This window comes from [Mycobacterium] fortunisiensis (genome assembly GCF_019050325.1).
GTDB classification, from domain to species: Bacteria; Actinomycetota; Actinomycetes; order Mycobacteriales; family Mycobacteriaceae; genus Mycobacterium; species Mycobacterium fortunisiensis.
In genome coordinates this window covers 120,756-147,675 of sequence record NZ_VOMB01000023.1, presented here as the reverse complement: position 1 = coordinate 147,675, position 26,920 = coordinate 120,756, and the positions used below count along the sequence as shown (strand labels likewise).

Below are 26,920 nucleotides of genomic sequence, written 5' to 3'. Positions count from 1 at the left end.
GTGGCGATCCAACCACGCAAGCGGCGCCGGGCCCCGCGCGGGTCCGGTGAGCTGCTGCGTGACCAGATCCTGGATGCCACAACGGAATTGCTGCTGGAAACCGGACATGCCAAGGCGGTGTCGATCCGGTCGGTGGCCCAGCGGGTCGGGGTCACGCCGCCGTCGATCTATCTGCACTTCGCCGACAAGGACGCACTGCTGGACGCGGTGTGTTCGCGGTACTTCGAGAAGCTCGACGAGGAGATGCAGCGAGCCGGCCGGCAGCACGGCGCCCAGACCATCGAGGTGCTGCGCGCCCAGGGCCACGCCTACGTGAACTTCGCCAGGCGCACGCCCGAGTTGTACCGGCTGGCGACCATGGGTGAGGGCAGGCCCGGCAGCGACGTCGACACCACGCTCAACAGCTCGGCGTTCCAGCACATGCGCGCGGCCGTGGAGACCCTGATCGCCGAGGGGGTCTACCCGGCCGGAGACGCCACGATGATGGCGTTGGAGCTGTGGACCGCCGCGCACGGGGTGGCCGCCATCTTGATCTCCAAACCGTATCTGCCGTGGGGCGACGTCGAGAAGTTCACCGACCGTGTGCTGCGGGCGGTGTGCACCGGACAGATCGTCGCGGGAATCATCGGAACCGATCTGGAACCGCTGGAGGCCATCGCCCGGCTCAAAGGTCTCGCCGGCGAGAATGTGAGTGGAGGGCAGGACCAGTGACCGACAGAATCGTGGACAACCCGTTCTTCGCCCGAATCTGGAAGACCCTGTCGACCTCGGAACCGCCCGCGCTGCGCCGGTTGCGGGCCGAGAACCTCGCCGGGCTCAGTGGGCGGGTCCTGGAGATCGGTGCCGGCACCGGGACGAACTTCGCGTTCTACCCGTCGACGGTGACCCAGGTGACCGCCGTCGAACCGGAGCGTCACCTTGTCGAAGTGGCCCGCAGCGCCGCCACCCAGGCCCCGGTGCCGGTGACGGTCAGCAGCGACACCGCCGAGACGTTCAGCAGCGCCGACCCTTTCGACGCGGTGGTCTGCTCGCTGGTGCTGTGTTCCATCGAGGAGCCCGATACGGTTCTGCGCCAGCTGTTTTCGCTGTTGCGCCCGGGCGGGGAGCTGAGGTACCTGGAGCATGTCGCCGGAAACGGTTGGCGGGCCCGGATGCAACGCGTGGCCGATGCCACCGTCTGGCCGCGGTTGTTCGGCAACTGCCACACCCACCGGCACACCGAGCAGGCCATCGTCGACAGTGGATTCCAGGTTGCCGAGAACCGGCGTGAACTGGCCATGCCGGCCTGGGTGCCGCTGCCGGTGACGGAGTTCGCGATCGGGCGTGCGCTGCGGCCCGCTTAGCCGAGCAGCGCGGGCAACCGCTGCAGCAGGCCGGGCAGGGAACTGCCCGCGGTTTCGCGAAGCGACACCGTCGCGCTGTCGGACAGCGGGGTGCGTTCGGGATTGACCTCGATGACGACGGTGCCCGCGGCCAGCGCGGCCTCGGGGAGGCCGGCGGCGGGATACACGATCGAACTGGTGCCCACCACGATCACCACGTCCGCGGCCGCGACGGCCTGCACCGACCGTTGCCACGCGTCGTCGGGCAGCGATTCGCCGAACCAGACCACGCTCGGCCGGATCAGCCCGCCGCACGGGCACACCGGGGGTTCGATGGTCTCCACCGGTTCGGGCATCGCCGGCAGGTCCCCTTCGAACCTGGAACCGCAAGCATCGCAACGGAACTCGAACAGGTTGCCGTGCAGGTGGTAGACATTGGTGCTGCCGGCGCGCTCGTGCAGGTCATCGACGTTCTGGGTGATGACGTGCACGTCGGCGAAATCCTGCCAGGCCGCCACGGCCTGATGCCCGGCATTGGGTTCCACCCGGGCCATCATGTAATGCCGCCACAGATACCAGGCCCACACCTTCTCGGGGTGCCGATGCCAGCCGTCGACACTGGAGATCTCGTAGGGGTCCACCTTCGCCCACAGGCCGGTCTCGACGTCACGGAACGTGGGGACACCGCTTTCCGCCGAGATCCCGGCGCCGGACAGGACAGTCACTTGCACCTCACCAACCTAGTCGGTTTGGGTGATACTGAGCACGTGGCCGAGTTGGCGGATTGGGTGCTGGTTGATTCGAGCGCGGAGAAGCCGTTGTTCGACCAGCTCAGGATTCAGATCATCGATGGCATCCGGCAGGGGCGGTTGTCGCCGGGCACCCGGCTGCCCACGGTGCGGGAGCTCGCCGGAAAGGTCGGGCTGGCGGTGAACACCGTCGCCAGGGCCTACCGCGAGCTGGAATCGGCCGGAGTGCTGGAGACCCGGGGCCGCTACGGCACGTTCGTGGCGCGGGCAGATCCGGCCGATGCCGCGATGGCCGCGGCCGCGCATGCGTTCGCCGAGGCCGCCCGCGCGCTGGGCATCGGCAAGGCCGACGCGCTGCGCTATCTGGACGCCGCGTTCGACTGATCCGGCGCTGCGGGCCGGGTGCCGTGCCAGCGCAACACGTCCAGTGCGACGGCCACCGCCACACTGTTGTCGGCGAGCGGGCGCGGTAGGAGCTCGTCGGCGCGGGCCAGCCGGCGCAGCAGCGTGTTGCGATGCAGGTACAGCCGGGCCGCAGCGCGTGAGGCGTTGCACTGCTCGTTGACGAATACCCTTACCGTTTCCAGCAATTCGTCGTCGGCGAACTCTAGTGCGCCGAGTTGGCGGCTGACGAACTCGGCGGCGCGATCGGGTTCGGCGGTGATCAACGCGACCAGCTCGATGTCGGCGAACCTTCCGATCTGCTGTGCCGAGTGCAGCCGGGCCATCATCTGCTGGGTGGTGATGGCGTCGAAATGACTGCGCCGGAAACCATCGAGTCCGTCGGCGGCCGGCCCGACGGCGATCCGCACCCCGCGCCATTCCCGGGCGGGGGCGGCCAGGGCAGCGAGGGCGTCGGCAGCTCCCGCGGCCCACACCCAGCGCGTCCCGCTGCCGGCCACCACACTCAGCGGACGCGGGTCGTGGCAGGCCCGGCCGAACGCCTCGGCGGCCCGGTCCAGCCCGGACAGGTCGGCGTCGGGCTCCTCGCTCCAGATCACCGCCGCGGTGTGCAGCCCGGTGAGGGCGTAGCCCAACCGCGCTTCGGCGCGCTGCCGGGGAATCGGGGCACCGTCGAGCAGCAGCGCAACGGTCTCGCGCCGCTCGGCATGGGTGCCGCGGGTGAGCTCGTCGCGCTCCAGGTCGATCTGGGCGGCGATCCCGGCCAGGGTGGCGTCGACGAAAGCACTGATGGACCGCGAGCACACGTCCAGCAACTCGTGCAGCTCGGCCGGGTCTGAGCTCACTTCGAAGGCGATCTCCAACAGCCGCCGCCAGGCCACGCCCTCGCCCACCCGGTAGGCGTCGAGCGCGAAGGCGTCGATGCCGCGGCGCACCAACTCCCGCGCGATGGTCAACGGCTCCGGCCCGGTGTTCGGCGGGACCGGCGCGCCGGGATCGCGGATGTTGGCCGCGCCCCAGAAGAACAGGTTGGCCCGGTTGCTGCGGCTGACCGCGGCCGCGAGTTCGGGATCGGCGGCGATCGACGGGCTCGCGGCCAGCACCGCGTGATCGAGTTCGTCCAGCCATTCCGGCCGGGCATTGACCACCACCTGCGCGCACCGCCGGATCAGGTCTTTCACCCGCGGCGACGGAGCTGTCCCGGTCATCGGTCCACCGTAACGGCATGGTGCATAGTGCACCAGTTTCCAGAAAAATTGGTGTGTTTTGACCTTGGGCTCGATGGCCGGGCCGGGCGACCATCGTGGCATGAGTGATACCGAACACGTCGACGTCCTGATCGTCGGGGCCGGCATCTCCGGCATCGGCGCCGCGTACTACCTGCAGCGCGAACACCCCGGCCGCAGCTACGCGATCCTGGAGGCGCGCGGGGCCACCGGTGGCACCTGGGACCTGTTTCGCTATCCGGGGATCCGATCGGATTCCGACCTGCACACCTTCGGCTACGAGTTCAAGCCGTGGCGCGACGACCATGCCATCGCAACGGCCGACAAGATCCTGGCCTACCTGCGGGAGACCGTCGCCGAGAACCGCATCGACCGCCACATCCGGTTTCACCACAAAGTGCTGGGCGCGGCGTGGGACTCGGCCGCGGGGCGCTGGACCGTGGACATCGAGCGGACCGGTGCCGCGGGAACGGACCCTGAGCTGATCCAGATTTCGGCGAGTTGGCTGTTCTGTGGGGGCGGCTACTACCGCTACGACCAGGGCTACACCCCGCACTTCGACGGCGCCGACAAGTTCACCGGCCGCATTGTGCACCCCCAGCAGTGGCCCGAAGACCTGGACTACGCCGGTAAGCGAGTGGTCGTGATCGGCAGCGGGGCCACCGCCGTCACGCTGGTCCCGGCGATGGCGCCCACCGCCGCCCACGTCACCATGCTGCAACGCTCACCGACCTACGTGATGCCGGTGCCGGCCAAGGATTCCTTCGCCAACACCGCCAGGCGACTGCTCGGCGACGAGCGTGGCTACGCGCTGGCCCGCCGCAAGAACATCCTCAAACAACGCGGTGTCTACACGTTCTGCCAGAAATATCCGAAGGCCGCCCGGGCCCTGATCCGGTGGGTCAACGCCCGCAAGCTGCCCGCCGGGTACCCGGTGGACGAGCATTTCAGCCCGCGCTACAACCCGTGGGACCAGCGGCTGTGCGCGGTGCCCGACGGCGATCTTTTCGCCGTACTCGGCGACGGCAGTGCCTCGGTGGTCACCGACCGCATCGCGACGTTCACCGAGACCGGCATTCGGCTGGTCTCCGGAGCCCAGCTCGACGCCGACATCATCGTCACCGCAACCGGATTGAACATCCAGTTGTTCGGCGGCATGACGCTCACCGTGGACGGGGAACCGGTGAACCTGTCCGAGACGGTGGCCTACAAGGGGATGATGCTGTCCGGAGTGCCCAACTTCGTCTTCGCCTTCGGCTACACCAACTCGTCGTGGACACTCAAGGTCGGGCTGCTGTGCGAGCACTTCTGCCGGATGTTGAGCCACCTCGAGGCCCACGGCTACGACACGGTGCGGCCGGTCGCCGAACCCGGGCTGGAAACCCTTCCGCTGCTGGACTTCTCCGCCGGATATGTGCAGCGCTCTGCGGACGACCTGCCGCGCCAGGGCATGAGCGGGCCGTGGGCGATGTCGATGAACTACACCTACGACGCGGCGATGCTGCGCGGCGGCCCCGTCGTGGATCCCAACCTGAGGTTCGGCAACGCCGTCGGCGACACCGTCGACAAGGCCGTCGTCAGCCGAACTCCAGCAGTGCCATCACCGGACGGACCGGATCAAAGATCGGCAGGTGCTGCGCCCGTAGCAGGGCGTTGAGCACCACGCCGCGGGCCGGCGGCATCGGCAGATCGCGCACCGTACGCACCCCGGGGACGGTGTGCGCCAGATCGGCCAGCTGCCCGGGGGACAAAGTGAACGGCATCGGCGGCACCCGGTAGCGCGTCGAGGTCGGCATGCCGCGGCGGGTCAGGAAGGCGAAGAACGACGGCGGCAGGTCGAACATCAGCTGCCCGCCCGGGAAACGCTGCGCACAGGCGCGGATCAGGGACATCGCCTCGTCGGGCTGCAGGTACATCAGGAGGCCCTCGGCGGTGATGAAGACACCGTCCTCGGTCTGCACCTGATCCATCCAGCTGAAGTCCAGCGCCGACTGGGCGCACCGGGTGACCCGGTCCGGCTTCGGCAGCAGCTTGTTGCGGATCTCGATCATCGGCTCCAGATCAACTGTCAGCCAACGGAACTCATGGCCCACGCCGGCGGCGTCAAGCCGGTAGAAGCTGGTCTGCAAACCCTCGGCCAGCGCCACCACCGTGGCCTTCGGATGATCGCGCAGGTAGTTGGCGGTCATCCGGTCGAACAACAGGGCGCGCAGGGCCATGTCCTGGCGGCGGGTGTAGCCGAACTTGCCGAAATCGAAATCGATCGAGTCGACCAACTGCACCGCCATGGGATCGTCGATCAAACCGTCGGGGCGGCGCGCCTCGTGCGCACGGACCTGCAGGGTCAGCAGTGCGGTCTCGGAAACCCCGGTGAGAGCGACCTTGGTACGCGGTGTGGAGGACACCCGCACGAATGTACCGGGGTCGGCTGTGCCGGGATCAGCGCAGCACCTTCTCCAGCGTCCGCAGGTTCCTGGTGGTCATCGAGGATTTGTAGCGCTTCTTGCCCATGGTCTTGCCGATCGCACTGCTCAGCGTCGCGGCGCGGGGCACCTGCCAATAGAGCACGCCGTCGCCGCGTGCCACCAGGTCCGCGGGCCCCGGCGCCAGCGCGGCCAGTTCGTCGAGCACGTCGGCATCACCGACGAACGTGACGTAGGAGTGGTGGTCGGCGACCTCACGCTCGAACGGGTATCCGGCGGAGATCTTGTGCAGGGTGGGCAGGTCATAGACCAGCACCCAGGCTTCGTAGCCGAAGGTGTCCCGCAGGGCCCGCTCGGCTGTGGTGCGGACCTTTGCCGCATCGGAAGTGCTGTCCAGCAACACATTTCCACTTGCCAGGATGGTCCGGACGGCGGTGAACCCGGCTGCCTCCAGCGCTTTGGTCACCTCGGCCATCTTGAGATTGACGCCCCCGACGTTGACGCCACGCAAGAATGCGATGTAGCGGGTCACCGCTCCAGCCTAGTGATCAGTTCCGGCAGCTGGTCCATATCGGCGTTCGCGGTGACGGTGATGAGGCGCAGCACGCGGCGGAAGGCGGGGGAGCGCGTCGACACCATCGAGCCGTGGCCCTCGCCGGGCAGCAATTCGAGGCCGGCCCGGCCGCCGCGTTTCCTGAGCGCTGCCACATAGCGCTTCGAATTATCCGGTGCCACAACGGTATCGAGTGTTCCGTGCACCGCGATCACCGGCACCCTGGGGTCGAGGTTCTGGATCGGGTCCACCGAGGCGTACCGGCCCGGCACCTCTGCGGGACGGCCGCCGAGCACCGCGGCGATGTGCTTGTCACCGTGGTTGGCGGCGTAGACCATGTCGAGCGGCCCGGCCAGTGAGATGACCCGGGTCGGCCGGAACCGGGGCCGGGATCCGACTTCGTCGCCTCGCAGGTCGTGGCGGGTGCTGGCCCAGACCGCCAGTTGCGCCCCCGCACTGTGGCCCACGACAAGGGCATCGTCAACGGCCAGCTGTGGATACCGCAGACTCAGTTGGGCGACGTAGTCCATGGCGTGCGCCACGTCGTCGAAGGTGGTCGGCCACCCACCACCTGACCCGACCCTGCGGTATTCGACGTTGTAGACGGCCATGCCGTGGCCGGCGAGTTCGCGGGCCAATCCGTCGAACACGCCGGCGCCCATCGTGCTGTTCCACCCGCCACCGTGGATCAGCACCACCAGCGGGAGCGCGTTGAACGCGTGAGCTCCGGACGGCAGGTACAAATCGGCCCAGTTCTGGTCGGGATCCCGGCGGTCTGCGCTGCCTTCGGACAGGTAGTGGAACCTGGTGACACTCACACTGGACAGCGCGAGCACCTCGGGCACCACCGCGATTTCGGCAGGTCGCGACTCCGGCGTGCAGGCGGGGGCGAGCACGCCGATCAGGATCGTCGCGAGCACCGTCAGCAGGCGCCGGTTCAACAGTGCCATCTCGGTTCCGCCGGCGCCCGTCAGAAATCGAGCACGGTGACCGACGGCCGGTTGCGGTGCAGGGCGCCGATGCGGTCGAGCCAGGGCTGCGCGGCCAGCTTGAACAGGCCGCGCCCCGGTGGCATCGGCACATCCCGGGCCGAGCGCACCCCGGCGATGGCGCCGGGTCCGGTACCCGCCATGGCCAGCCCGTCGTCGGCGGTCATGGCGAACGGCATCGGCGGCGCGGTGTAGCGATCGGACAGCCGCCAGCCCTTGAGGGTGCGTCGGCTCACCCACGGCGGGATCGAGTCGAACATCATCCGGGCGCCGGGAAACCGTGCCGCACAGTCGGCGATCAGGCTGCGCACGTCCTCGGGGTCCAGGTACATCAACAACCCCTCGGCGGTGATGAACGCACCGTCGCGTGCGTCGACCCGATCCATCCAACTGCGGTCCAGTGCGGATTGGGCGAGCGGCACGATCCGGTCATCGGCCGGCAGCAGCTTCTCCCGGATCGCCACCACCGGCGGCAGATCGACTGAATACCAGGTCAATTCATCGGCCACCCCGGCCGACTCCAGGCGCCAGAAACTGGTCTGCAGCCCTTCGGCCAGGGCCACCACGGCGGCCTTGGGATGCGTGCTCAGATAGTCGCGGGTCTCAAGGTCGAAGGCGACCGCACGCAGCGCATGCGATTGATTGGGCCCGCCGAACTTGGCGTAGTCGAAATCGATCGCGTCGAGAAGGGCCACCGCCCAGGGGTCGCGGATCACGCCATCGGACCGCTTGGCCTCGGTGCCGCGATTGTTCAGCGTCCACAGCGTGGTGGTCGAGACGCCTTCGAGGCTGTTGCCGTCAATCACACTCATCGAACCGATAGTAAAGACGTACGCTCGTCACATGGGGCGTCAGGTTTTCGACGATAAGCTTTTGGCCTTGATCGGCGGCAACTCGCTGGGGGTGCTCGCCACGATCAAACAGGACGGCCGTCCGCAGCTGTCGAACGTGTCGTACCACTTCGACCCGCGCGCGGTGCAGATCCAGGTCTCGATCACCGAGCCGCGCGCCAAAACCCGCAACCTGCGACGCGATCCGCGGGCGTCGATACACGTCAGCTCCGACGACGGCTGGGCCTATGCGGTCGCCGAGGGGGATGCCATCCTGACCCCGCCGGCGGCCGCACCGGACGACGACACGGTCGAGGGGCTTATTGCCTTGTACCGCAACATCGCCGGGGAACACCCGGACTGGGACGATTACCGGCGCGCCATGGTCGACGACCGCCGGGTGTTGCTCACGTTGCCGATCACGCATGTGTACGGCATGCCGCCGGGCCGACGCTAAAGCGCATGACGACGGCGTCGTCGGCGGCTACGCTGCGGCGTATGGCTGACGACACACCGGAAGACGACAACAAGCGCAAATTCCGGGAGGCCCTGGAGCGCAAGAAGACGCAGTCGTCGGGAGGCGCCGCCCACAAGGACGGCGGCCGCAACCAACCACGAGCCCACGGCCCGGTGGAGAACCGGCGCGAGTTCCGGCGCAAGAGCGGGTAGTCCCTGGCCACTTGTCTATCTGTCTTGACTATTTGTCGGCCAGCGCGCGGGCCGCGACCAGCGCCACCACCATGACCGTCACGCAGTACACGCCCTGATCCTTCAGGCCCCAGGCCACCGAGGCCAGCGTCGCCGCCCCGGCGGTGCAGAGCAGCGCGCCCACCGTCGCGCTGCGGGCCCCGGTGCCGGACACCGCGCCGCCGTCCCACAGCGGCAGCGGGTTGTTCTCCAGCGGCCGCAGCGCCACGAACGCCGCCGCGACCAGGCCGGCCATCAGCACCAGCTGCAGGATCGACAGGGAGATGAAGCCGGGTGTGGACGGGTCGATGCGGTCCAGGCCCAGGTAGTCGAACACCAGGTGCAGGCCCAGCAGCAGCGGCATGTGCCACAGGTACAGCGTCATCGCACCGGAGTTGCCGATCGCGGTCAGCCACCACACCCGCGGCCGCCGAGCCCACCGGTTGATGGCGGGGGCGGCGGCAATCGCGAACGCGCACATCATGATTGCGTGCCCGGCCAGCAGCAGTGACGGCGGCGTCATGTTCTTGAGCTGCTGGGTCTCGATGCCGACCAGGCTCAGCTCGTAGGGGCCGAAGTAGAGCAGGGCCAGGTTGACACCCAGCATGCCGATCCCGATCTTGAGTGCGGCGCCGCTGGACAGCAGGTGGCGGCGGTAGGCCACACCGAACACTCCGGGGATCAACCACACCACGGTGTTGAGGTAGCCCAGCGTGGCGTAACCCTCGACGTTGATCCGGATGGCGTCGACCGCCGCGATGACCGCATAGGTGCCGATGACCGCGCCGGCCAGCTGCGCCGTCGTCGTGATGCGGGCCAGCAGCGGCACCGCCGCCAGCACCAGCACATAGGCGCCCAGGAACCACAGCAGCTGGATCGAGATCCCGGCGACCGGCTCGTAGACGTGCTCGGGCAGCACGAACCGCAGCACCGCCAGCGCCGCGGTCCAGAAGGCCAGGTAGTAGAACACCGGCCGGTACAGCCGGGTGCAGCGCTTCAGCAGCCACCCGCCCCACGATGAGCCGGGCCGCCAAGACTGCACCGAAGCGGCCACGCCGGCGAAGAAGAACAACGGCATGATCTGGAACACCCAGGTCAGCGCCTGGAACACGACGGACGCGGTGAGCAGGTTGCTCCAGATGAACACGTCGTCACGGATCGTGCTGGTCGCCATGATCGTGTGGCCGAACACCACACCGACCAGGGACACGATCCGGATGACGTCGATGGCGCGGTCCCGGTCGGGCGGGGTCTGCGCCTCGACCTCGGCGGGCGAGGGGAACAGCCTGGCTTTCGCGGGGGCCTTCTTGGCAGCTGTGTCAGCAGCAACGGTCATGGCTAGAACGCTATGGCCCCGCGGTTGCGTAGTCCCTAGGTAGAAGCACTCAACTTCTCCCGGCTCTCCTGCACCAGGATGGCCACCAGGCAGACCGCGGCCAGCGCCGCGACACCGATCGCGAAGGCCACGCCCGCCGTGCGCAGCCCCCACAGCCGCGCGGCCAGGCCCTCACCGATCACCGGTAGCGAGATGGCGACGTAGGCGACGACGAAATAGCTGGAACTGACTTCGGCGCGGCGCTGAGCCGGGGCCCGCTCGGCGACCGCGGCCAGCCCTCGACTGAAACTCATGCCCTGGCCGATGCCCGACACCACGGCCGCCGCGATCAGCGCGCCGAGCGACGAAAAATACAGCGCCGCAGTCAGAATCGTCATGCCTACGATGAGGATGGCGCAGCCGATCGCGACGGCACGCCCAGGTGGGATTCGGTTCGCTGCGACCTGAGTCAGTGCCGAGGCCGCGAAGATCGAGCAGGCGATCGCGCCGGCCACCGCATGATTGTCGATACCGATGACCGTGGACAGAAACGACGGGGCGACCGCGGTGTACATCCCCGTGACCGCGAACCCGGCGAACGCCGCCAGCGCTGCGATGACGAACACCGATCGGACCTCCGGTGGGACCGCAAGCCGCTGCAAGCCGATCCGGCCGGTGCGCGCCGAGGTCTCCGGAACGGCGAGCACCGCGATACCCGCCACCAGGGCCAGCACGATGTGGACCAGGAACGGCAGCTGCAGTGGGTGCGGTGCGTACTGCACCAGCAGCCCGGCCAGGAGCGGGCCCGCGCCCAGACCGCCGATGTTGGCCACCGTCGCCACCGCCGCGGCCCTGGTTTTCCAGGCCGACGGCGCCGCCTCGATGACGGCCGCGGTCGCGGTCCCGGTGAAGATGCCGGCCGACAGGCCCGAGAGCACCCGTCCGACCAGCAGCACCGGCACCGAATCGGCGAACAGGAACACCAGCGCGCTGGCCACGGCGAACGCCACGCCGGCCAGCAGCATGGGCCGCCGGCCGACGGCGTCCGACCAGCGGCCGAGGCCCAGCAGCGCGGCGAGCACGCCGCCGGCGTAGGTCGCGTAGATGACGGTGGTGGTCAGGACGGCGAAGTGCATGTGCTCGGCATAGAGCGCGTACATCGGGGTGGGCAGGGTGGTGCCGACCATGATCGCGGCGAAGGCATAGGCGAGCAGAGCCATCGAGTAGCGGCGCACGCTGAATGGTAGCCGCGTCGCTCAGTTATTCCGCCGAAATGGCATTCCGGCAGGTCACTACTCGCATTTTCACTGCCGGAATGCCATTTCGGCGGGTTGTGGTCCTAGTGCGCGACCGCTTTCTCGGCACCCACCCCGGTCAGCGAGCGCACCTCCATCTCGGCATTGAGCTGCGGGTGCCCGGTGTCGGTGGAGGTGAGCGTGCCGACGATACCGAGCGCGAACGCCAGCGGAATCGACACGATGCCCGGGTTGGCCAGCGGGAAGAAGTCGAAATCGGCGCCGGGGATCATCGCCGTTTTGGAACCGGACACCGCGGGGGAGAACACGATCAGCACGATGGTCGAGATCAGCCCGCCGTACATGCTCCACAGTGCGCCGCGGGTGTTGAACCGCTTCCAGTACAGCGAGTACACGATCGTCGGCAGGTTGGCCGCGGCCGCCACCGCGAACGCCAGCGCCACCAGGAACGCCACGTTCTGGCCATTGGCCAGCACGCCCAAGCCGATCGCGAACACCCCGAGCACCACCGCAGTGATCCGGGAAACCCGCACCTGCTCGTCCTCGGTGACGTGATGGCCCTTCATCACGCTGGCATAGATGTCGTGGGCGAACGACGCCGACGCTGTGATGGTCAGCCCGGCCACCACCGCCAGGATCGTCGCGAACGCCACCGCCGAGATGACCCCGAGCAGGATCACCCCGCCGAGTTCGAAGGCCAGCAGCGGGGCCGCGGAGTTCACCCCGCCGGCCGCGCCGAGGATGCGGTCCGGGCCGACCAGGGCGGCCGCCCCGTAGCCCAGCACCAGGGTGAACAGGTAGAAGGCGCCGATCAGCGCGATCGCCCAGACCACCGACCGCCGAGCCTCTTTCGCGGTCGGCACGGTGTAGAACCGCATCAGCACGTGCGGCAGGCCCGCGGTGCCGAGCACCAGTGCCAGCGCCAGCGAGATGAAGTTGATCTGCGAGGTCAGTGATCCGCCGTACTGTGCGCCCGGTGCCAGCACGTCACGGCTCGCGACACCCGTGGTGGTGGAGCCCGAGATCGCCGATTGCGCCGCGCCGAGGATCTCGGACAAATTCAGTCCGAATTTGCCCAGCACCATTACCGTCATCAGTCCGGCACCGGCGATCAGCAGTACGGCTTTGATGATCTGCACCCAGGTGGTGCCCTTCATACCGCCGACCAGAACGTAGACGATCATCAGGATGCCCACGACGCCGATCACGATCGACTGCCCGGCGCGGCTGTTGACGTCGAGCAACAGGGCGACCAGCCCACCGGCGCCGGCCATCTGGGCCAGCAGGTAGAACAGCGAGACCGTCAGCGTCGAGATCGCCGCGGCCAGCCGCACCGGGCGCTGCCTGAGCCGGAAGCTCAGCACATCGGCCATGGTGAATTTGCCGGTGTTGCGCAACAATTCGGCCACCAGCAGCAGTGCCACCAGCCAGGCCACCAGGAAGCCGATCGAGTAGAGGAAGCCGTCGTAGCCGTAGACCGCGATGGCCCCGGCGATGCCGAGGAAGCTGGCTGCCGACAGGTAATCGCCGGAGATGGCGATCCCGTTCTGCGGGCCGGAGAACCCGCGCCCGCCGGTGAAGAACTCATCGGCGGTGGCGTTGCGCTTGCTGGCCCTGATCACCACGACCATCGTGACGACGACGAAGAGGCTGAAGATGCCGATGTTGGCGACGGGGTTGCCGACGGTGTCGGCGGCCAGGGTCGTGATCGTCATCCGGCGCTGCCCTCCGGCGTTGCGCGCGCCGGCCCGGCGTCCTCCAACTCGTCGCGGATGGCGGCGGCGCGCGGGTCGAGTTCCCGGTTGGCGAAGCGCACGTACAGACCGGTGATCACGAACGTGGAGACGAACTGGCCCAGCCCGATCAGCAGGCCCACGTTGACATTGCCGAACACTGGGATCGCCATGAAATCGTGGGCAAATGCGCCCAGGGCGACGTAGAGCCCGTACCACACCAGAAAGAACGCGGTCATGGGAAAGACGAAGCGGCGCAAGCGGGTACGCAGTTCCTGAAACTCAGGGGAGGCCTGCGCGGCGAGGAACTGCTCCCCGGTAGGGGCAACCCGTTCGGGAAGGTCGGTGTCGGTCACCCGAGGACTCCTGACAGTTGGCTGTGAAGGACCTGGCGACTGAACCTATGTGAGATCTGGGCCGGATGGATGCGATATCGGCACAGCTGCGCCGAAAATCGCCGATGTTCGCCTATTGCACCGGGCAGGCGTACTTTCTGGCCACCTCGTACACCCGATCTTGGGATCCAGGGCCGATGACCCCTTGCGCCGCCAGTTCCAGGCCGATGTAACCGGGTATGCCGCCGACGCATGCCTGATGCGCGACGCGCCACGCGGTGTCGGGATTCAGGTGGAATCCGTTGCGGTCCAGGCCCTGCATGTACTCGTCGAACGCCGGCGTGCCCTGATCGGGTATCGCATTGGCGGTGCCGGCCAAGGCGATAGCGGTGATCACCGCGGCAACGACAGGTAGAACCACACGTCTCATGTCCTTCTCCTAAGGCCATATCCACTGGTGATGACGTATACGTTTGCACACGGCACCGACACGGGCGTCAAAAACCTACCGACAGGTGTAGTCCTACACTGGCGACGTGGGAAAACTGCAGCTGGTCCAAGATCCGGAGGCCGACGCCCTGCTGGAGGCCAACCCCTTCGCGCTGTTGGTGGGCATGATGCTCGATCAACAGATTCCCATGGAGGTCGCCTTCGCCGGGCCCAAGAAGATCGCCGACCGGCTCGGTGACGTCGATGCCCAGCAGATCGCCGACCACAACCCCGACGAATTCGTGGAACTGTGTTCGCAAACCCCTGCCATCCACCGGTTTCCGGGATCGATGGCCAAGCGGGTGCAGGACCTGGCCCGTGCCATCGTCGACGACTACGACGGCGATGTGACGTCACTGTGGACCGGCGGCGATCCCGACGGCAAAGAGGTGCTGCGCCGGCTCAAGCGGCTGCCCGGATTCGGTGACCAGAAGGCCCGGATCTTCCTGGCGCTGTTGGGCAAGCAGTACGGCGTGACCCCGGCGGGCTGGCGCGAGGCTGCGGGCGATTACGGCACCGCAGGCAGTTTCATGTCGGTGGCCGACGTGGTGGATGCCGGGTCGCTGCAGAAGGTGCGCACGTACAAGAAGGCCATGAAGGCCAAGGCGAAAGCCGCCAAGGCCTGAACCGTCGGCAGGTCAGAACGCCGGCCCGTCGAACCGCTCACGGCTGGCGATCTCGGCCACCGATTTGCGCCTGAGTTTTTTGAGTTGACGTACCGGCTTGCCCAGCGGCAGCACCGCCGCCACTGCGTACTGCTCGGGGATCGCCAGAAGTGTCTTGACCGCGGGCTCTTCGGCCACGGTCATGGTGGTGAGCACGCCGCCATAGCCCTCGTTGCGCGCGGCCAGCAAGATGTTCCACACGAACGGGTACACCGACGCGCCGGCGATCACACCGACGCGGTCCAGATCCTGGTCGAATGCCGCGACGACACCGAGGTCGACACACACCACGAGCACCACCGCGGCGTCGAGCAGCTGCGTGGCTCGCGGAACCTGCACGGCAGCAACGTCTTCGGCTGAGACACCCATCGGGTGCACCGGGTTCCACGGGTTCTCGCCGGCGCGCTGCTGGGCGATATAGCGGCGGGCGCCGGTGACGCTCAGATCCGCGAGTGACTCCCGGGTGGCCCGGTCGCGGATCACGATCACCCGGGTGCCCTGGCGATTGCCGCCACTGGGCGCGAACCGGGCGTTGTCGAGTATCCGTTCCAGCACGTCATCGGGCAGCGGGTCCTCGGTGAACTGGCGGGCGGCACTGGTGGTGCGCATGACGTCGTACAAGTCCATGACCAGATCCTTTTGTCGGCAGACGACCTATGCAATGGTGAATATATGGCGAAGACACACTTGAATTGCCCATGCGGCGAAGCGATCAGCGGTACCGACGAAGACGACCTGGTCGAGAAGGCCCAGGCGCATCTGGCCCAACAGCACCCCGGACGTGAGTACGACCGGGAGATGATTTTGTTCATGGCCTACTAGGTCCCGGCCGGACAGGCCCCACACGCACTGCACAGCCCCAAACAAAATTCCCGGTCGCCGGCCATGAGGCCGGCGACCGGGAATTTCATTTCCCCATTCATATGGTGTGGTCAGGGCACCACCGTGGATCCGATGGTGGGCATGAACTGGCACTGCTTCTCGGTCGTGGTGACCTGGCCGAAGATCGTCGTCATGATGCTGCCCGATCCGGTGTCGGCGATCGCGGTCAGCGTGGTCGGACCTTCGGGGTTGATGTCCGAGCGCGGCTGCAGTGTCACGCTGCCGGACTTGCCGGTGGTCAGGTTCACCCAGGTGGCGTTGAGCGGAAGCTTTTGTTCGGCCGCCGGGCCCGGGGTCCCGATCGCGGTGAACACATAGGCGGTCTGGCCGGGGCCGGGGCCGGGCAGCGGGATCGTGGCCGGGCCGGCCACCGAGATCGCTGTCGCCAGAACGTTTCCGCCGTCCTTGAGGCAGCCGTTGCTGATCGACGGGTACATGAAGTCCTGCGTCGTCGGCGCGTCAGGGCCGAAACCCGGTGCCCCTGCCGCGGCTTCCGGTGCCGGGGCGGGAGCCGGTGCGGGAGCAGCCTCAGGGGCCGGCGCGGGTGCCGGCGCTGCCTCGGGGGCCGGGACGGTGACGGCCGCCGGAACGGCGGTGGGAGCCGGCGGGGCGGCTTCCGGTGCGGGCGCGGGCGCCTCAGGGGCAGGCGCGGGTGCGGCCGCTGGTGCTGCCTCGGGTGCGGCAGCCGGAGCGGGTGCTGCCTCGGGCGCAGGTGCCGGTGCCTCGGGGACCGGAGCCGGTGCCGCCGCGGGGGCCGGCCCGGCCGCATGGGCCGGGTCGACACCCGTCGGCAGGTGCGCGTCACGGCCCGCACCCAGCGCCGGAACGTGCTCAGGTGCGGCAACAGGCTGTGACACGAAGTGGTTGACCGCCGTCGCGACGTTGCGGGAGTCCGCCGATTCCGACTTGTTGGCAGCGAACGCCTGGGCGGCCGCCATCAACAGCTGTACGGCGCCCCCCGGGTCGGCCGCGGCCTGTTGGATGATCGGGCTCAGGCCTTCCACCGCTGACAAGCCCGGCGCCTGCGTGCTGTCGATCGGCAACGGCGCCGGGTCGGCATTGGCTACCCCGGAGCCGAAGAACAGCGCAACTGACGAGCCGACGGCGACGGCGCTCGCGAACAACTTTCTCGGTGACATGGCTTTCCCAATCGTTTCTGGCGGTCAGACCGGTTCGGGGATCAGGGCAGGCCGGCGGTCAGCAGGGGAGCCAGGGCCGCGACCTCGGGGTTGAGCGCTGCCGGAGCCGCCGCGGCGGGGGCGGCAACTGCCGGAGCGGCCGCTGCCGGAGCCGCTGTCGCGGGCAACCCGGCCGGCAGAACCGTCTGAGCCGCGACCGGGGCCAGCGAGGCGAGATCACCGGGGATGTTCACCTGCTGGGGCAGCGGGAACGGCATGCCGGGCACCTGCGGGATCGTCACCTCGGCCGAGGGGATCAGCGACGCCGGGCCGGTGGCCGGAGCGGTCGCAGCCGGGGGCGTCGCCGCCGGGATGGACGGGGTGGCGGCCGGTGCGGTGGGCAAGCCCGGCATCAGTGATCCGAGCGGAGCGTTGGCCGCTGCCGGTGTCACGGCGGTGGGCGACTGCGGCAGCGTCACCGACGCGGTGGCCGACGGAACCGGCGCGGGTGCCGCGGCGGGGGTACCGCTCAACGCCGAGCTCACACCCTGCAGCAGCTGCGGCGCGGCGGCCGGCACGCCGGCGAGTTGGTTGACGATCGGCAGGCCCGGCGCACCGGGGACTGCCGGCGCCGGGGCGACGGGCTCGGCATGCGCTGCGGCGCTCAGCGCCAACGCGACCGGGACTGCGCCGGCGGCCGCGATCATGCTGGTGGAAAGTGCTTTCCAGGTGAAGATCATGGTTCTCCCAATCGGTTGCTTGGAACGTCTGAGCCCGAAACTATCGAGTTACTGGTGTGACTCAAGGGACACGTGTGGCGGTTATTCAACCGTTACTGCACCGGTCGAATTCGTTATCGCGCAGTGGCTGGGGCGTGATGCGATGGCCGCGTTTCGCGTCGGGCCACTCCAGCGTCACGCGTCCGGCTCACGCGTCAGGGGCCGCTGTTGCCACGCCCGACTGGCACTCCCGGCACTCCCTGCACTCCCCACTGTCACGCCAGCGCGACGCCCGACCCCGAGCGTCACGCTGGCGTGACAGACCGTGGGCCGCCGATTGTGCCGTGCTGCGCTGGCGTGACGCTCGACGGCGAGTGCTGCGCTGGCGTGACAGACCGGCACGCCGGACAGACCGTGGGCCGCCGATTGTGCCCTGCTGCGCTGGCATGACGCTCGACGGCGAGAGCTGCGCTGGCGTGACAGACCGGCACGCCTGGACAAACGCCGGGCGACGGTCGGCCGCGGGCGGGTCGCTAAAGTCGTGACCGTTAACACCGAACCGGCACCCCACGTCTCAGCAACCGCGCGGCTCTACCGTCTGGCGCCGATGTTGCTGGTCCTCAGCATTGCGGCGCGCCTGGCCTGGACCTATCTGGTGCCCAACGGCGCGAACTTCGTCGACCTGCACGTCTATGTCGGCGGCGCCGCCACGCTGGACGGTCCCGGCGCGCTGTATGACTACGTCTACGCCGACCAGACGCCGGATTTCCCACTGCCTTTCACGTATCCACCGTTTGCCGCGGTTGTGTTCTATCCGCTGCACCTGCTGCCCTTCGGGCTGGTGGCGTTTTGCTGGCAGCTCGGGATCATCGCCGCGCTCTACGGCGTGGTGCGTATCAGTCAGCGATTGCTGGGTCAGCAAGCCAACCGGCGGGCCGCGATGCTGTGGACCGCCGTCGGCATCTGGACCGAACCGTTGCGCAGCACCTTCGATTACGGCCAGGTGAACGTGGTCCTGGCGTTGGCGGTGCTCTATGCCGTCTACTGCAATCGGTGGTGGTTGTCGGGGTTATTGGTCGGGTTGGCCGCCGGCATCAAACTCACCCCGGCGGTGTCGGGGCTCTACTTCGTCGGTGCGCGCCGATGGGCCACCGCGGTGTTCTCGGCGGTGGTGTTCTTCGGGACGGTCGCGGTGTCGGCGCTGGTGATCGGCGATCAGGCCCGCCGGTACTTCACCGAGCTGCTCGGTGACGCCGACCGGATCGGGCCGATCGGCACGTCGTTCAACCAATCCTGGCGCGGCGGGATCTCCCGAATCCTGGGCCATGACGCCGGATACGGCCCGGCCGTGCTGCTCGGTATCGCCGTCACCGCGGTGCTGGCCGTGCTGGCTTGGCGGGCTGTCGGCGGCGCGGAAGACCGGCTGGGTGCGATCGTGATCGTGAGCCTGTTCGGGTTGCTGCTTTCACCGATTTCGTGGACGCACCACTGGGTCTGGCTGATTCCCTTGATGATCTGGTTGCTGCACGGCCCGCTGGCCGACCGGCTGGGGGCGCGGGTTCTGGGCTGGGGCTGGCTGGCGCTGACGTTGATCGGGGTGCCGTGGCTGCTCAGTTTCGCCCAGCCGACGATCTGGGTGATCGAGCGCCCGTGGTACCTGGCCTGGGCCGGTTTGGTCTACATCGTGGCGACGTTGGCCACGCTGGCCTGGATCGCCACTACTCGGGCTGGTCGGACAGAATCCGGTTGATCTCCTTGGCCATCTGGATGTCCTTGTCGGTGATTCCGCCGGCCGAGTGCGTCACCAAGACGAATGTGACGGTACGCCAACGGATGTCGATGTCGGGGTGATGGTCCTTCTGTTCGGCGAACTCGGCGACGCGGCGCACCGCCTCGATGCCGTCGAGGAACGTCGGGAATTTGGTGGATCTGCGCAGGGCGCCCGCCGCGCGTTCCCAGCCCGGCAGATCGGGCAGTGCGGCGTCGACCTGATCGTTCGATAACACGGCCATACCCGACCGTATACCGTCGGGCGCGATGGATGAGCAGATCGTTGTGGCCGGTGCGCTGTTTTCCGCAGACCGGCTGTTGGTCGCCCAACGGCAGCGGCCGCCCGAGCTGGCCGGGTTGTGGGAGCTGCCCGGGGGCAAGGTGGCGACGGGCGAGAGCGAGGCCGGCGCACTGGCCCGCGAGTTGCGTGAGGAACTGGGCATCGAGGTGAGTGTCGGGGCGCGGTTGGGTGTGGACGTGGCGTTGAGCTCCGGTATGACGCTGCGCGCCTACCGGGCGACGCTGACCGGGGGCAGTCCGCACCCGCACGATCACCGGGCGTTGCGATGGGTCACCGTCGACGAACTCGACGGCCTGCCATGGGTACCCGCCGACCGGGCCTGGCTCCCGGACTTGGCCGAGGCACTTTCCTGCGAGCGGACGTGAAAGTACCTGAAACGACGCTGTTTCAGATACTTCCGGGTCTGCTCGCGAAAAGCTGAGCGTGGGCAACGGGATTGACCTCGGCCCATTTTCGACATATCGATGTTGCGGATTACGGTTGTATGAAACTACCTGCAACGTTTCGACCGAAACTGACGCAACTGCCCGGACATGGTGATTTGCTGTTGGGGTGAGCACGTCTAGCGCGCCACTACAGGGCCAGAGCGTGAATCTCGTGCTGGCCACCTGGGTCTCGGCCATCAATTTCTGGGCCTGGAACATGATCGGCCCACTGTCCACCACCTACGCCGGCGACATGAACCTGAGCAGCACGCAGGCCTCGATGCTCGTCGCCACCCCGATCCTGGTCGGATCCATCGGCCGGGTGGCGGTCGGCTCGCTGACCGACCGATTCGGCGGCCGCGCGATGTTCCTGGCGGTGACGCTGGCCTCGATCCTGCCGGTGCTGGCCGTCGGTGCCGCAGGCGAGGCCAGGTCGTACCCGATGCTGTTGGTCTGCGGCTTCTTCCTGGGCATCGCCGGCACGATCTTCGCCGTCGGCATTCCCTTCGCGAACAACTGGTACGCCCCGGCCCGGCGCGGCTATGCGACCGGTGTGTTCGGCATGGGCATGGTGGGCACCGCGCTGTCGGCGTTCTTCACCCCGCGGCTCGTGCACGCGTTCGGCTTGTTCACCACCCACGTCATCATCGCGGTGGCGCTTGCCCTGACGGCAGTGCTGTGCCTGGTGTCGATGCGCAATTCACCGGCGTTCCAGCCGAATACCGATCCGGTGCTGCCCAAGCTCCGCTCGGCGCTCAAACTGCCCGTCACGTGGGAGATGTCGTTCCTGTACGCCGTCGTGTTCGGCGGCTTCGTCGCGTTCAGCAACTACCTGCCCACCTATATCAAGACGATCTACGGGTTCTCCGCGGTCGACGCGGGCGCCCGCACCGCGGGATTCGCGCTGGCCGCGGTGCTGGCTCGCCCGGTGGGCGGGGCGCTGTCGGACCGGATCGCTCCCAAATATGTGGTGCTGACCTCGTTCGCCGGTACCGCGGTGCTGGCCTTCATCGCGGTGTTCCAGCCGCCGCCGGATGTGTGGTCGGCGACGACGTTCATCGCCCTGGCGGTGTTCCTGGGCATCGGCACCGGCGGCGTGTTCGCCTGGGTGGCGCGTCGTGCACCGGCCAAGGAAGTGGGCTCGGTGACCGGGATCGTCGCTGCAGCAGGCGGTTTGGGCGGTTACTTCCCGCCGCTGGTGATGGGTGCGACGTACGATTCGGTCGACAACGACTACACCGTCGGGCTCTTGCTGCTCGTGGTGACGGCTCTGGTGGCCCTCGGCTACACCGCGCTGCGACTGCACGCCCATGAACCTCAGCAGGCCAAGGAGGCGCGTTTATGACAAAGCCCCACATCGGTGGAACGATCGAAGAACTGCTCGAACGCAGTGGGAGGTTCTTCACCGCCGGTGAGTTCTCGGGTGACCTGCGTACGGTCACCCGTCAAGGGGGGCGTCAGGGCGACATCTTCTACCGCGATCGGTGGAGCCACGACAAGGTGGTGCGCTCCACCCACGGGGTCAACTGCACCGGATCGTGCTCCTGGAAGATCTATGTCAAGGACGGGATCATCACCTGGGAGACCCAGGAGACCGACTACCCGTCGGTGGGTCCCGACCGGCCCGAGTACGAGCCGCGCGGGTGCCCACGTGGTGCCGCGTTCTCCTGGTACACCTATTCGCCGACGCGGGTGCGGTATCCGTATGCGCGCGGCGTGCTGGTCGAGATGTACCGGGAAGCCAAGGCGCGCCTGAAGGATCCGGTGCTGGCCTGGGCTGACATTCAGGGTGATCCGGTGCGCCGCAAGCGTTACCACCAGGCCCGCGGCAAGGGTGGTCTGGTGCGGGTGAGCTGGGCCGAGGCCACCGAGATGATCGCCGCCGCGCACGTGCACACGATCAAGACCTATGGGCCGGACCGGGTCGCCGGGTTCTCGCCGATTCCGGCGATGTCGATGGTGTCGTTCGCGGCCGGCTCCCGCTTCATCGAGCTCATCGGTGGCGTGATGACGTCGTTCTACGACTGGTACGCCGATCTCCCGGTCGCCTCCCCACAGGTTTTCGGCGACCAAACCGACGTTCCCGAGTCGGGGGACTGGTGGGACGCCTCGTATCTGATGATGTGGGGATCCAACGTCCCGGTCACCCGCACCCCCGACGCCCACTGGATGGCCGAGGTCCGCTACCGCGGCACCAAGGTGGTGACCGTCAGCCCGGATTACGCCGACAACACCAAGTTCGCCGATGAGTGGATGCCGTGCGCGGCAGGGACCGACGGCGCGTTGGCGATGGCCATGGGGCACGTCATTCTCGACGAATGCTTTGTGCAGAAACGCGTTCCGTACTTTGTGGACTATGTGCGCCGCTTCACCGATCTGCCGTTCCTGGTCAAGCTGGAAGAACGGGATGGCGCACTGGTGCCCGGGAAGAACCTCACCGCAGCCGATCTCGGCGGGGCAGTGGCCGAGCAGGAGAACGCCGCGTTCAAACCGGTGCTTCTCGACGGTGCCAGTGACAGTGTCGCGGTGCCGCAGGGCTCCCTCGGATTCCGGTTCGGCAACGACGGTCTGGGTAAGTGGAACCTCGACCTGGAAGATCTCTCGCCCGCGCTGACGGTGTGGGGCGACGCGTTCGAGACCGCCGAGATCACCCTGCCGCGCTTCGACACCGTCGACGGCAGCGGCGCGACGCTGCAGCGGGGGGTGCCGGTGCGGCGGGTCGGAGAACACCTGGTGTGCACGGTGTTCGATCTGATGCTGGCCCAGTACGGGGTGCACCGGCCCGGCCTGCCGGGGGACTGGCCCACCGGTTACGACGACGCCACCCAGCCCTACACACCGGCCTGGCAGGAGCAGATCACCGGGGTGTCGGCAGGGCAGGCGATCCGGGTGGCACGTGAATTCGCCCGCAACGCCGAGGAATCCGGCGGCCGGTCGATGATCATCATGGGTGCGGGCATCTGCCAGTGGTTCCACGGCGACGCCACCTATCGGGCGGTGCTCTCGCTGCTGCTGCTCACCGGCTCGATGGGCCGCAACGGCGGCGGCTGGGCGCATTACGTGGGGCAGGAGAAGTGCCGGCCGGTCACCGGGTGGGCCGCCATGGCGATGGGCACCGACTGGTCGCGCCCGCCGCGGCAGATGGCCGGGACGTCGTACTGGTATGTGCACACCGACCAGTGGCGCTACGACGGGTACCGCGCCGACGCCCTGTCGAGTCCGGTGGGGCGGGGGCGGTTCCGCGACAAGCACACCATGGACGTGCTGAGTTCGGCGGTGGCCATGGGGTGGACCCCGTTCTACCCGCAGTTCGACCGGTCCAGTCTGGATGTGGTCGACGAAGCCAAGGCGGCCGGTCAGGAGGTTCCCGAGTACGTCGCGGCCCAATTGGCCGGTGGCGGACTCAAACTCGCCGTCACCGATCCGGACAATCCGGCCAACTGGCCGCGGGTGCTCAACGTGTGGCGGGCCAACCTGTTGGGTTCGTCCAGCAAGGGCAACGAGTACTTCCTGCGGCATCTGCTGGGCACGACGTCGAACGTGCAGGGCGAACCGACCGGTGAAGAGCTGCGACCCAACGACGTGGCCTGGACCAAGGATGTGCCCGAGGGCAAGCTCGACCTGTTGATGTCGATCGACTTCCGGATGACCTCGACGACACTGCTCTCCGATGTGGTGCTGCCCGCGGCGACCTGGTACGAGAAGGCCGACCTGTCCAGCACGGACATGCACCCCTACATACACGCCTTCAGCCCGGCAGTGGACCCGCCGTGGGAAACCCGTTCGGATTTCGAGGCTTTCGGTGCGATCGCGCGGACCTTCAGTGCGTTGGCGAAGCGGCACCTGGGCACCCGCACCGATGTGGTGATGGGTACGTTGCAGCATGACACCCCCGGGGCGATGGCATATCCCGGTGGCACCGAACATGACTGGCGGACCACGGGCGAGACGCCGGTACCGGGCCGGACCATGGGGCCGCTGCAGGTGGTCGAGCGCGATTACACCGCAATTGCCCAAAAGTGGTCGGCGCTGGGCCCGCTGGTCGAGAAGCTGGGGCTGACCACCAAGGGCGTCACCACGTTTCCCGAGCGCGAGGTCGGTGAACTCGCCGCCAAGTTCGGTGTGATGGATTCCGGTGCCGGGCAAGGCCGCCCGGCGATCACCACCGCCGAACGGATGGCCGACGTCATCCTGGCGCTGTCGGGTACCTCCAACGGCCGGCTGGCGGTCGAGGGGTTCCGCGAGCTGGAGCGGCGCACCGGCCGAAAGCTGATCCACCTGGCCGAGGGCAACGAGGAACGCCGGATCACCTACGCCGACACCCAGGCCAGACCGGTGCCGGTGATCACCAGCCCGGAGTGGTCGGGCAGCGAGACCGGCGGCCGGCGCTATGCCCCGTTCACGGTGAACATCGAGGAGCTCAAACCGTTCCACACGCTCACCGGCCGGATGCACTTCTATGTCGACCACGACTGGCTGGAGGAGCTCGGCGAACAGCTGCCGATCTACCGGCCGCCGCTGGACATGGCCCGGTTGTTCGGCGAATCCCGGTTGGGGCGTGACGGTATCGGCCTGACCGTGCGCTACCTCACCCCGCACTCCAAGTGGTCGATCCACTCGGAGTACCAGGACAACCTGTTCATGTTGTCGCTCTCGCGTGGCGGTCCGACGATGTGGATGAGCCCGGCCGACGCGGCGAAGATCGACGTGGCGGACAACGATTGGATCGAGGCAGTGAACCGCAACGGTGTGCTGGTGTGCCGGGCGGTGGTGAGTCACCGGATGCCGGAAGGAGTGGTCTACGTCTACCACGCGCAGGAGCGAACCATCGATGTGCCGCTGAGCGAGACCACCGGGACGCGCGGTGGTATCCACAATTCGCTGACCCGGCTGCTGGTCAAGCCGAGCCACCTGGCCGGCGGGTACGCCCAGCACTCGTTCGCCTGGAACTATCTGGGCCCCACCGGAAATCAGCGTGACGAGGTGACGGTGGTCCGGCGCCGGTCGCAGGAGGTGAAGTACCAATGAAAGTCATGGCCCAGATGGCGATGGTGATGAACCTCGACAAGTGCATCGGGTGCCAGACCTGTTCGGTGACCTGCAAACAGGCCTGGACGAACCGGGCCGGCACCGAATATGTGTGGTTCAACAACGTCGAAACCCGGCCGGGGCAAGGCTATCCGCGCACCTACCAGGACCAGGAGAAGTGGCGCGGGGGCTGGAAGCTGGACCGCCGCGGCCGGTTACGGTTGCGCGACGGCGGCCGGCTGGCCAAGTTGGCCAAGATCTTCGCGAACCCGAAGCTGCCGTCCATCGACGATTACTACGAACCGTGGACGTACGACTACGAGAACCTGACCTCGGCGCCCCTGGGCGAACACATCCCCACCGCACCGCCGCGCAGCCTGATCACCGGCAAGCCGATGAAGGTGTCGTGGTCGGCGAACTGGGACGACGATCTGGCCGGCTCCCCGGAGATCGTTCCGGGCGACCCGGTACTCAAACAGGTTTCCGAACAGATCAAGCTCGAACTCGAGCAGACCTTCATGTTCTACCTGCCCCGGATCTGCGAGCACTGCCTGAACCCGGCATGCGTGGCGTCCTGCCCGTCGGGCGCGATGTACAAGCGCTCCGAGGACGGCATCGTGCTGGTCGACCAGGACCGCTGCCGCGGCTGGCGGATGTGTGTGTCCGGATGCCCGTACAAGAAGGTCTATTTCAACCACAAGACGGGCAAGGCCGAGAAGTGCACAATGTGCTATCCGCGCATCGAGGTCGGGTTGCCGACGGTGTGCTCGGAGACCTGCGTGGGCCGGTTGCGTTATCTCGGACTGGTGCTCTACGACGTCGACCGGGTGCTGGAGGCCGCGTCGGTACCGGATGACAAGGATCTCTACGAGGCGCAACGGCAGATCCTGCTGGATCCGACCGACCCGGAAGTGATCGCCGGGGCCCGGGCCGAGGGGATCTCCGACGAGTGGATCGAGGCCGCGCAGCGCTCGCCGATCTACAAGCTGATCCACACCTACGGCGTTGCGCTGCCGCTGCATCCGGAGTTCCGGACCGTGCCGATGGTGTGGTACATCCCGCCGCTGTCGCCGGTGGTCGACGCGGTCAGCCGCGACGGTCACGACGGTGAGGATGTCGGCAACCTGTTCGGCGCGCTGGAGGCACTACGCATCCCGATCGAGTACCTGGCCGGCTTGTTCACCGCGGGTGACACCACCGTGGTCGAGGGCGTGTTGCGCCGTCTGGCGGCGATGCGCGCCTACATGCGCGACATCAATCTCGGGCGTGAGACCCAGCCGCACATCCCGGCCGCGGTCGGGATGACCGAAGAACAGATCTACGAGATGTACCGGCTGCTGGCCTTGGCGAAATATGAGGACCGCTACGTCATCCCGACGGCCTACAGCTCCGAGGCCATCCCCGGGGCGGAGGAGCCCGGGTGCTCGCTGTCGTTCGAGGGCGGTCCGGGGATGTACGAATCAGGCCCGTTCGGTGAGGCCAGCGGCGGGCCGGTGCCGGTGGCGGTGGAGACGTTCCACGCGCTGCAGCACCGGCAGACCACCGGCGCGATGGCCGCCAACGCCGAACGCCCGTCGCGGGTGAATCTGCTCAATTGGGACGGCCGGGGCGTGCCGTCGGGGATGTTCCCCTCGGACTGATGGAGGACCAGTGCTGAAGCGTCGGACGAGAACAGACCGCGGACTACAGGATCGTCTGGTGTG

The 26,920-nt window shown here is 67.7% G+C and carries 28 protein-coding genes; 13 read left to right on the top strand and 15 right to left on the bottom strand.

Annotation, left to right across the window (positions count from 1 at the left end):
* Window positions 1-711 (top strand): TetR/AcrR family transcriptional regulator, encoded by a 711-nt coding sequence (locus tag FR943_RS20975; protein ID WP_217160191.1) that lies wholly within the window; start codon window positions 1-3, stop codon window positions 709-711.
* The gene (locus tag FR943_RS20970; RefSeq protein WP_217160190.1) at window positions 708-1,343 is read left to right on the top strand and encodes a class I SAM-dependent methyltransferase; all 636 of its coding nucleotides are present in this window, start codon (window positions 708-710) and stop codon (window positions 1,341-1,343) included. Before FR943_RS20975 ends, FR943_RS20970 begins: the two co-directional genes overlap by 4 nt.
* Here the strand turns inward: FR943_RS20970 and FR943_RS20965 are convergent.
* Window positions 1,340-2,053, bottom strand: a complete 714-nt coding sequence (locus FR943_RS20965; RefSeq protein WP_217160189.1) for an NAD-dependent deacylase — start codon at window positions 2,051-2,053, stop codon at window positions 1,340-1,342. The genes FR943_RS20970 and FR943_RS20965 overlap by 4 nt on opposite strands.
* Before the next feature lie 36 nt (window positions 2,054-2,089).
* Between FR943_RS20965 and FR943_RS20960 the strand changes: the two genes are divergently transcribed.
* Window positions 2,090-2,455 (top strand): Rv1152 family transcriptional regulator, encoded by a 366-nt coding sequence (locus FR943_RS20960; protein ID WP_217160424.1) that lies wholly within the window; start codon window positions 2,090-2,092, stop codon window positions 2,453-2,455.
* Here FR943_RS20960 and FR943_RS20955 read toward each other — a convergent pair.
* Entirely contained in the window at window positions 2,431-3,681 is a 1,251-nt protein-coding gene (locus FR943_RS20955; RefSeq protein ID WP_217160188.1) for an Rv1453 family transcriptional regulator, read from the bottom strand. The genes FR943_RS20960 and FR943_RS20955 overlap by 25 nt on opposite strands.
* A gap of 100 nt (window positions 3,682-3,781) precedes the next feature.
* Between FR943_RS20955 and FR943_RS20950 the strand changes: the two genes are divergently transcribed.
* Entirely contained in the window at window positions 3,782-5,356 is a 1,575-nt protein-coding gene (locus tag FR943_RS20950; protein WP_217160187.1) for a flavin-containing monooxygenase, read from the top strand.
* On the opposite strand, the gene FR943_RS20945 is transcribed toward FR943_RS20950, so the two are convergent.
* Genes FR943_RS20945 through FR943_RS20930 form a run of 4 tightly spaced genes read right to left on the bottom strand, consistent with a single transcriptional unit; the run spans window position 5,277 to window position 8,476 of the window.
* Window positions 5,277-6,104, bottom strand: a complete 828-nt coding sequence (locus FR943_RS20945) for a class I SAM-dependent methyltransferase (RefSeq protein ID WP_217160186.1) — start codon at window positions 6,102-6,104, stop codon at window positions 5,277-5,279. The two genes, FR943_RS20950 and FR943_RS20945, sit on opposite strands and share 80 nt — an antisense overlap.
* 34 nt (window positions 6,105-6,138) lie before the next feature.
* A complete protein-coding gene (locus FR943_RS20940; protein WP_217160185.1) occupies window positions 6,139-6,654 on the bottom strand; it encodes a DUF1697 domain-containing protein in 516 nt (171 codons plus the stop codon).
* Complete coding sequence (locus FR943_RS20935; protein ID WP_217160184.1) at window positions 6,651-7,625, bottom strand: alpha/beta hydrolase family protein; 975 nt, start codon at window positions 7,623-7,625, stop codon at window positions 6,651-6,653. The genes FR943_RS20940 and FR943_RS20935 overlap by 4 nt, the downstream gene beginning before the upstream one ends.
* A 20-nt stretch (window positions 7,626-7,645) precedes the next feature.
* Window positions 7,646-8,476 (bottom strand): class I SAM-dependent methyltransferase, encoded by an 831-nt coding sequence (locus FR943_RS20930; protein ID WP_217160183.1) that lies wholly within the window; start codon window positions 8,474-8,476, stop codon window positions 7,646-7,648.
* Window positions 8,477-8,507: 31 nt separating this feature from the next.
* Between FR943_RS20930 and FR943_RS20925 the strand changes: the two genes are divergently transcribed.
* Both FR943_RS20925 and FR943_RS20920 read left to right on the top strand, forming a co-directional pair.
* Window positions 8,508-8,951: a PPOX class F420-dependent oxidoreductase gene (locus tag FR943_RS20925; RefSeq protein ID WP_217160182.1), complete on the top strand. Its 444-nt coding sequence runs from the start codon at window positions 8,508-8,510 to the stop codon at window positions 8,949-8,951.
* Between the two features lie 41 nt (window positions 8,952-8,992).
* Window positions 8,993-9,163, top strand: a complete 171-nt coding sequence (locus tag FR943_RS20920; protein ID WP_217160181.1) for a DUF5302 domain-containing protein — start codon at window positions 8,993-8,995, stop codon at window positions 9,161-9,163.
* A gap of 28 nt (window positions 9,164-9,191) precedes the next feature.
* Here FR943_RS20920 and FR943_RS20915 read toward each other — a convergent pair whose 3' ends face one another.
* From FR943_RS20915 to FR943_RS20895, 5 genes are all read right to left on the bottom strand, one after another.
* Window positions 9,192-10,517 (bottom strand): acyltransferase family protein, encoded by a 1,326-nt coding sequence (locus tag FR943_RS20915; RefSeq protein WP_217160180.1) that lies wholly within the window; start codon window positions 10,515-10,517, stop codon window positions 9,192-9,194.
* Window positions 10,518-10,552: 35 nt separating this feature from the next.
* Complete coding sequence (locus FR943_RS20910; protein ID WP_217160423.1) at window positions 10,553-11,716, bottom strand: MFS transporter; 1,164 nt, start codon at window positions 11,714-11,716, stop codon at window positions 10,553-10,555.
* A 119-nt stretch (window positions 11,717-11,835) separates the two neighbouring features.
* Window positions 11,836-13,467 (bottom strand): monocarboxylic acid transporter, encoded by a 1,632-nt coding sequence (locus FR943_RS20905; RefSeq protein ID WP_217160179.1) that lies wholly within the window; start codon window positions 13,465-13,467, stop codon window positions 11,836-11,838.
* Window positions 13,464-13,841 carry a DUF485 domain-containing protein gene (locus FR943_RS20900; protein WP_217160178.1) on the bottom strand — a complete coding sequence of 126 codons (378 nt, stop codon included), beginning with the start codon at window positions 13,839-13,841 and terminating at the stop codon, window positions 13,464-13,466. The genes FR943_RS20905 and FR943_RS20900 overlap by 4 nt, the downstream gene beginning before the upstream one ends.
* Before the next feature lie 112 nt (window positions 13,842-13,953).
* Complete coding sequence (locus tag FR943_RS20895) at window positions 13,954-14,250, bottom strand: DUF732 domain-containing protein (RefSeq protein WP_217160177.1); 297 nt, start codon at window positions 14,248-14,250, stop codon at window positions 13,954-13,956.
* Window positions 14,251-14,356: 106 nt separating this feature from the next.
* Between FR943_RS20895 and FR943_RS20890 the strand changes: the two genes are divergently transcribed.
* Entirely contained in the window at window positions 14,357-14,935 is a 579-nt protein-coding gene (locus FR943_RS20890; protein WP_217160176.1) for an HhH-GPD-type base excision DNA repair protein, read from the top strand.
* Between the two features lie 12 nt (window positions 14,936-14,947).
* On the opposite strand, the gene FR943_RS20885 is transcribed toward FR943_RS20890, so the two are convergent.
* Window positions 14,948-15,601 (bottom strand): nitroreductase family protein, encoded by a 654-nt coding sequence (locus FR943_RS20885; protein WP_217160175.1) that lies wholly within the window; start codon window positions 15,599-15,601, stop codon window positions 14,948-14,950.
* A gap of 45 nt (window positions 15,602-15,646) precedes the next feature.
* Here FR943_RS20885 and FR943_RS20880 point away from each other — a divergent pair, with 45 nt between their 5' ends.
* On the top strand, window positions 15,647-15,796 hold the full coding sequence (locus FR943_RS20880; protein ID WP_003882209.1) for a DUF1059 domain-containing protein: 150 nt from the start codon (window positions 15,647-15,649) through the stop codon (window positions 15,794-15,796).
* 110 nt (window positions 15,797-15,906) lie between these two features.
* Here FR943_RS20880 and FR943_RS20875 read toward each other — a convergent pair whose 3' ends face one another.
* Window positions 15,907-16,995 (bottom strand): Rv1157c family protein, encoded by a 1,089-nt coding sequence (locus tag FR943_RS20875; RefSeq protein WP_217160174.1) that lies wholly within the window; start codon window positions 16,993-16,995, stop codon window positions 15,907-15,909.
* Window positions 16,996-17,036: 41 nt separating this feature from the next.
* A complete protein-coding gene (locus FR943_RS20870; RefSeq protein ID WP_217160173.1) occupies window positions 17,037-17,714 on the bottom strand; it encodes a hypothetical protein in 678 nt (225 codons plus the stop codon).
* A gap of 586 nt (window positions 17,715-18,300) precedes the next feature.
* Here FR943_RS20870 and FR943_RS20865 point away from each other — a divergent pair.
* On the top strand, window positions 18,301-19,443 hold the full coding sequence (locus FR943_RS20865) for a mannosyltransferase (protein ID WP_246585166.1): 1,143 nt from the start codon (window positions 18,301-18,303) through the stop codon (window positions 19,441-19,443).
* On the opposite strand, the gene FR943_RS20860 is transcribed toward FR943_RS20865, so the two are convergent.
* The gene (locus FR943_RS20860; RefSeq protein ID WP_217160172.1) at window positions 19,412-19,705 is read right to left on the bottom strand and encodes a 4a-hydroxytetrahydrobiopterin dehydratase; all 294 of its coding nucleotides are present in this window, start codon (window positions 19,703-19,705) and stop codon (window positions 19,412-19,414) included. The genes FR943_RS20865 and FR943_RS20860 overlap by 32 nt on opposite strands.
* A gap of 25 nt (window positions 19,706-19,730) precedes the next feature.
* Between FR943_RS20860 and FR943_RS20855 the strand changes: the two genes are divergently transcribed.
* The 4 genes from FR943_RS20855 (at window position 19,731) to narH (ending at window position 26,857) form a co-directional block, all read left to right on the top strand.
* A complete protein-coding gene (locus tag FR943_RS20855; RefSeq protein WP_217160171.1) occupies window positions 19,731-20,129 on the top strand; it encodes a (deoxy)nucleoside triphosphate pyrophosphohydrolase in 399 nt (132 codons plus the stop codon).
* 187 nt (window positions 20,130-20,316) lie between these two features.
* Complete coding sequence (locus FR943_RS20850) at window positions 20,317-21,534, top strand: nitrate/nitrite transporter (protein ID WP_217160170.1); 1,218 nt, start codon at window positions 20,317-20,319, stop codon at window positions 21,532-21,534.
* Window positions 21,531-25,217: a nitrate reductase subunit alpha gene (locus tag FR943_RS20845; protein WP_217160169.1), complete on the top strand. Its 3,687-nt coding sequence runs from the start codon at window positions 21,531-21,533 to the stop codon at window positions 25,215-25,217. The genes FR943_RS20850 and FR943_RS20845 overlap by 4 nt, the downstream gene beginning before the upstream one ends.
* Complete coding sequence (narH, locus tag FR943_RS20840; protein ID WP_217160168.1) at window positions 25,214-26,857, top strand: nitrate reductase subunit beta; 1,644 nt, start codon at window positions 25,214-25,216, stop codon at window positions 26,855-26,857. Before FR943_RS20845 ends, narH begins: the two co-directional genes overlap by 4 nt.
* Window positions 26,858-26,920 lie beyond the last annotated feature (63 nt).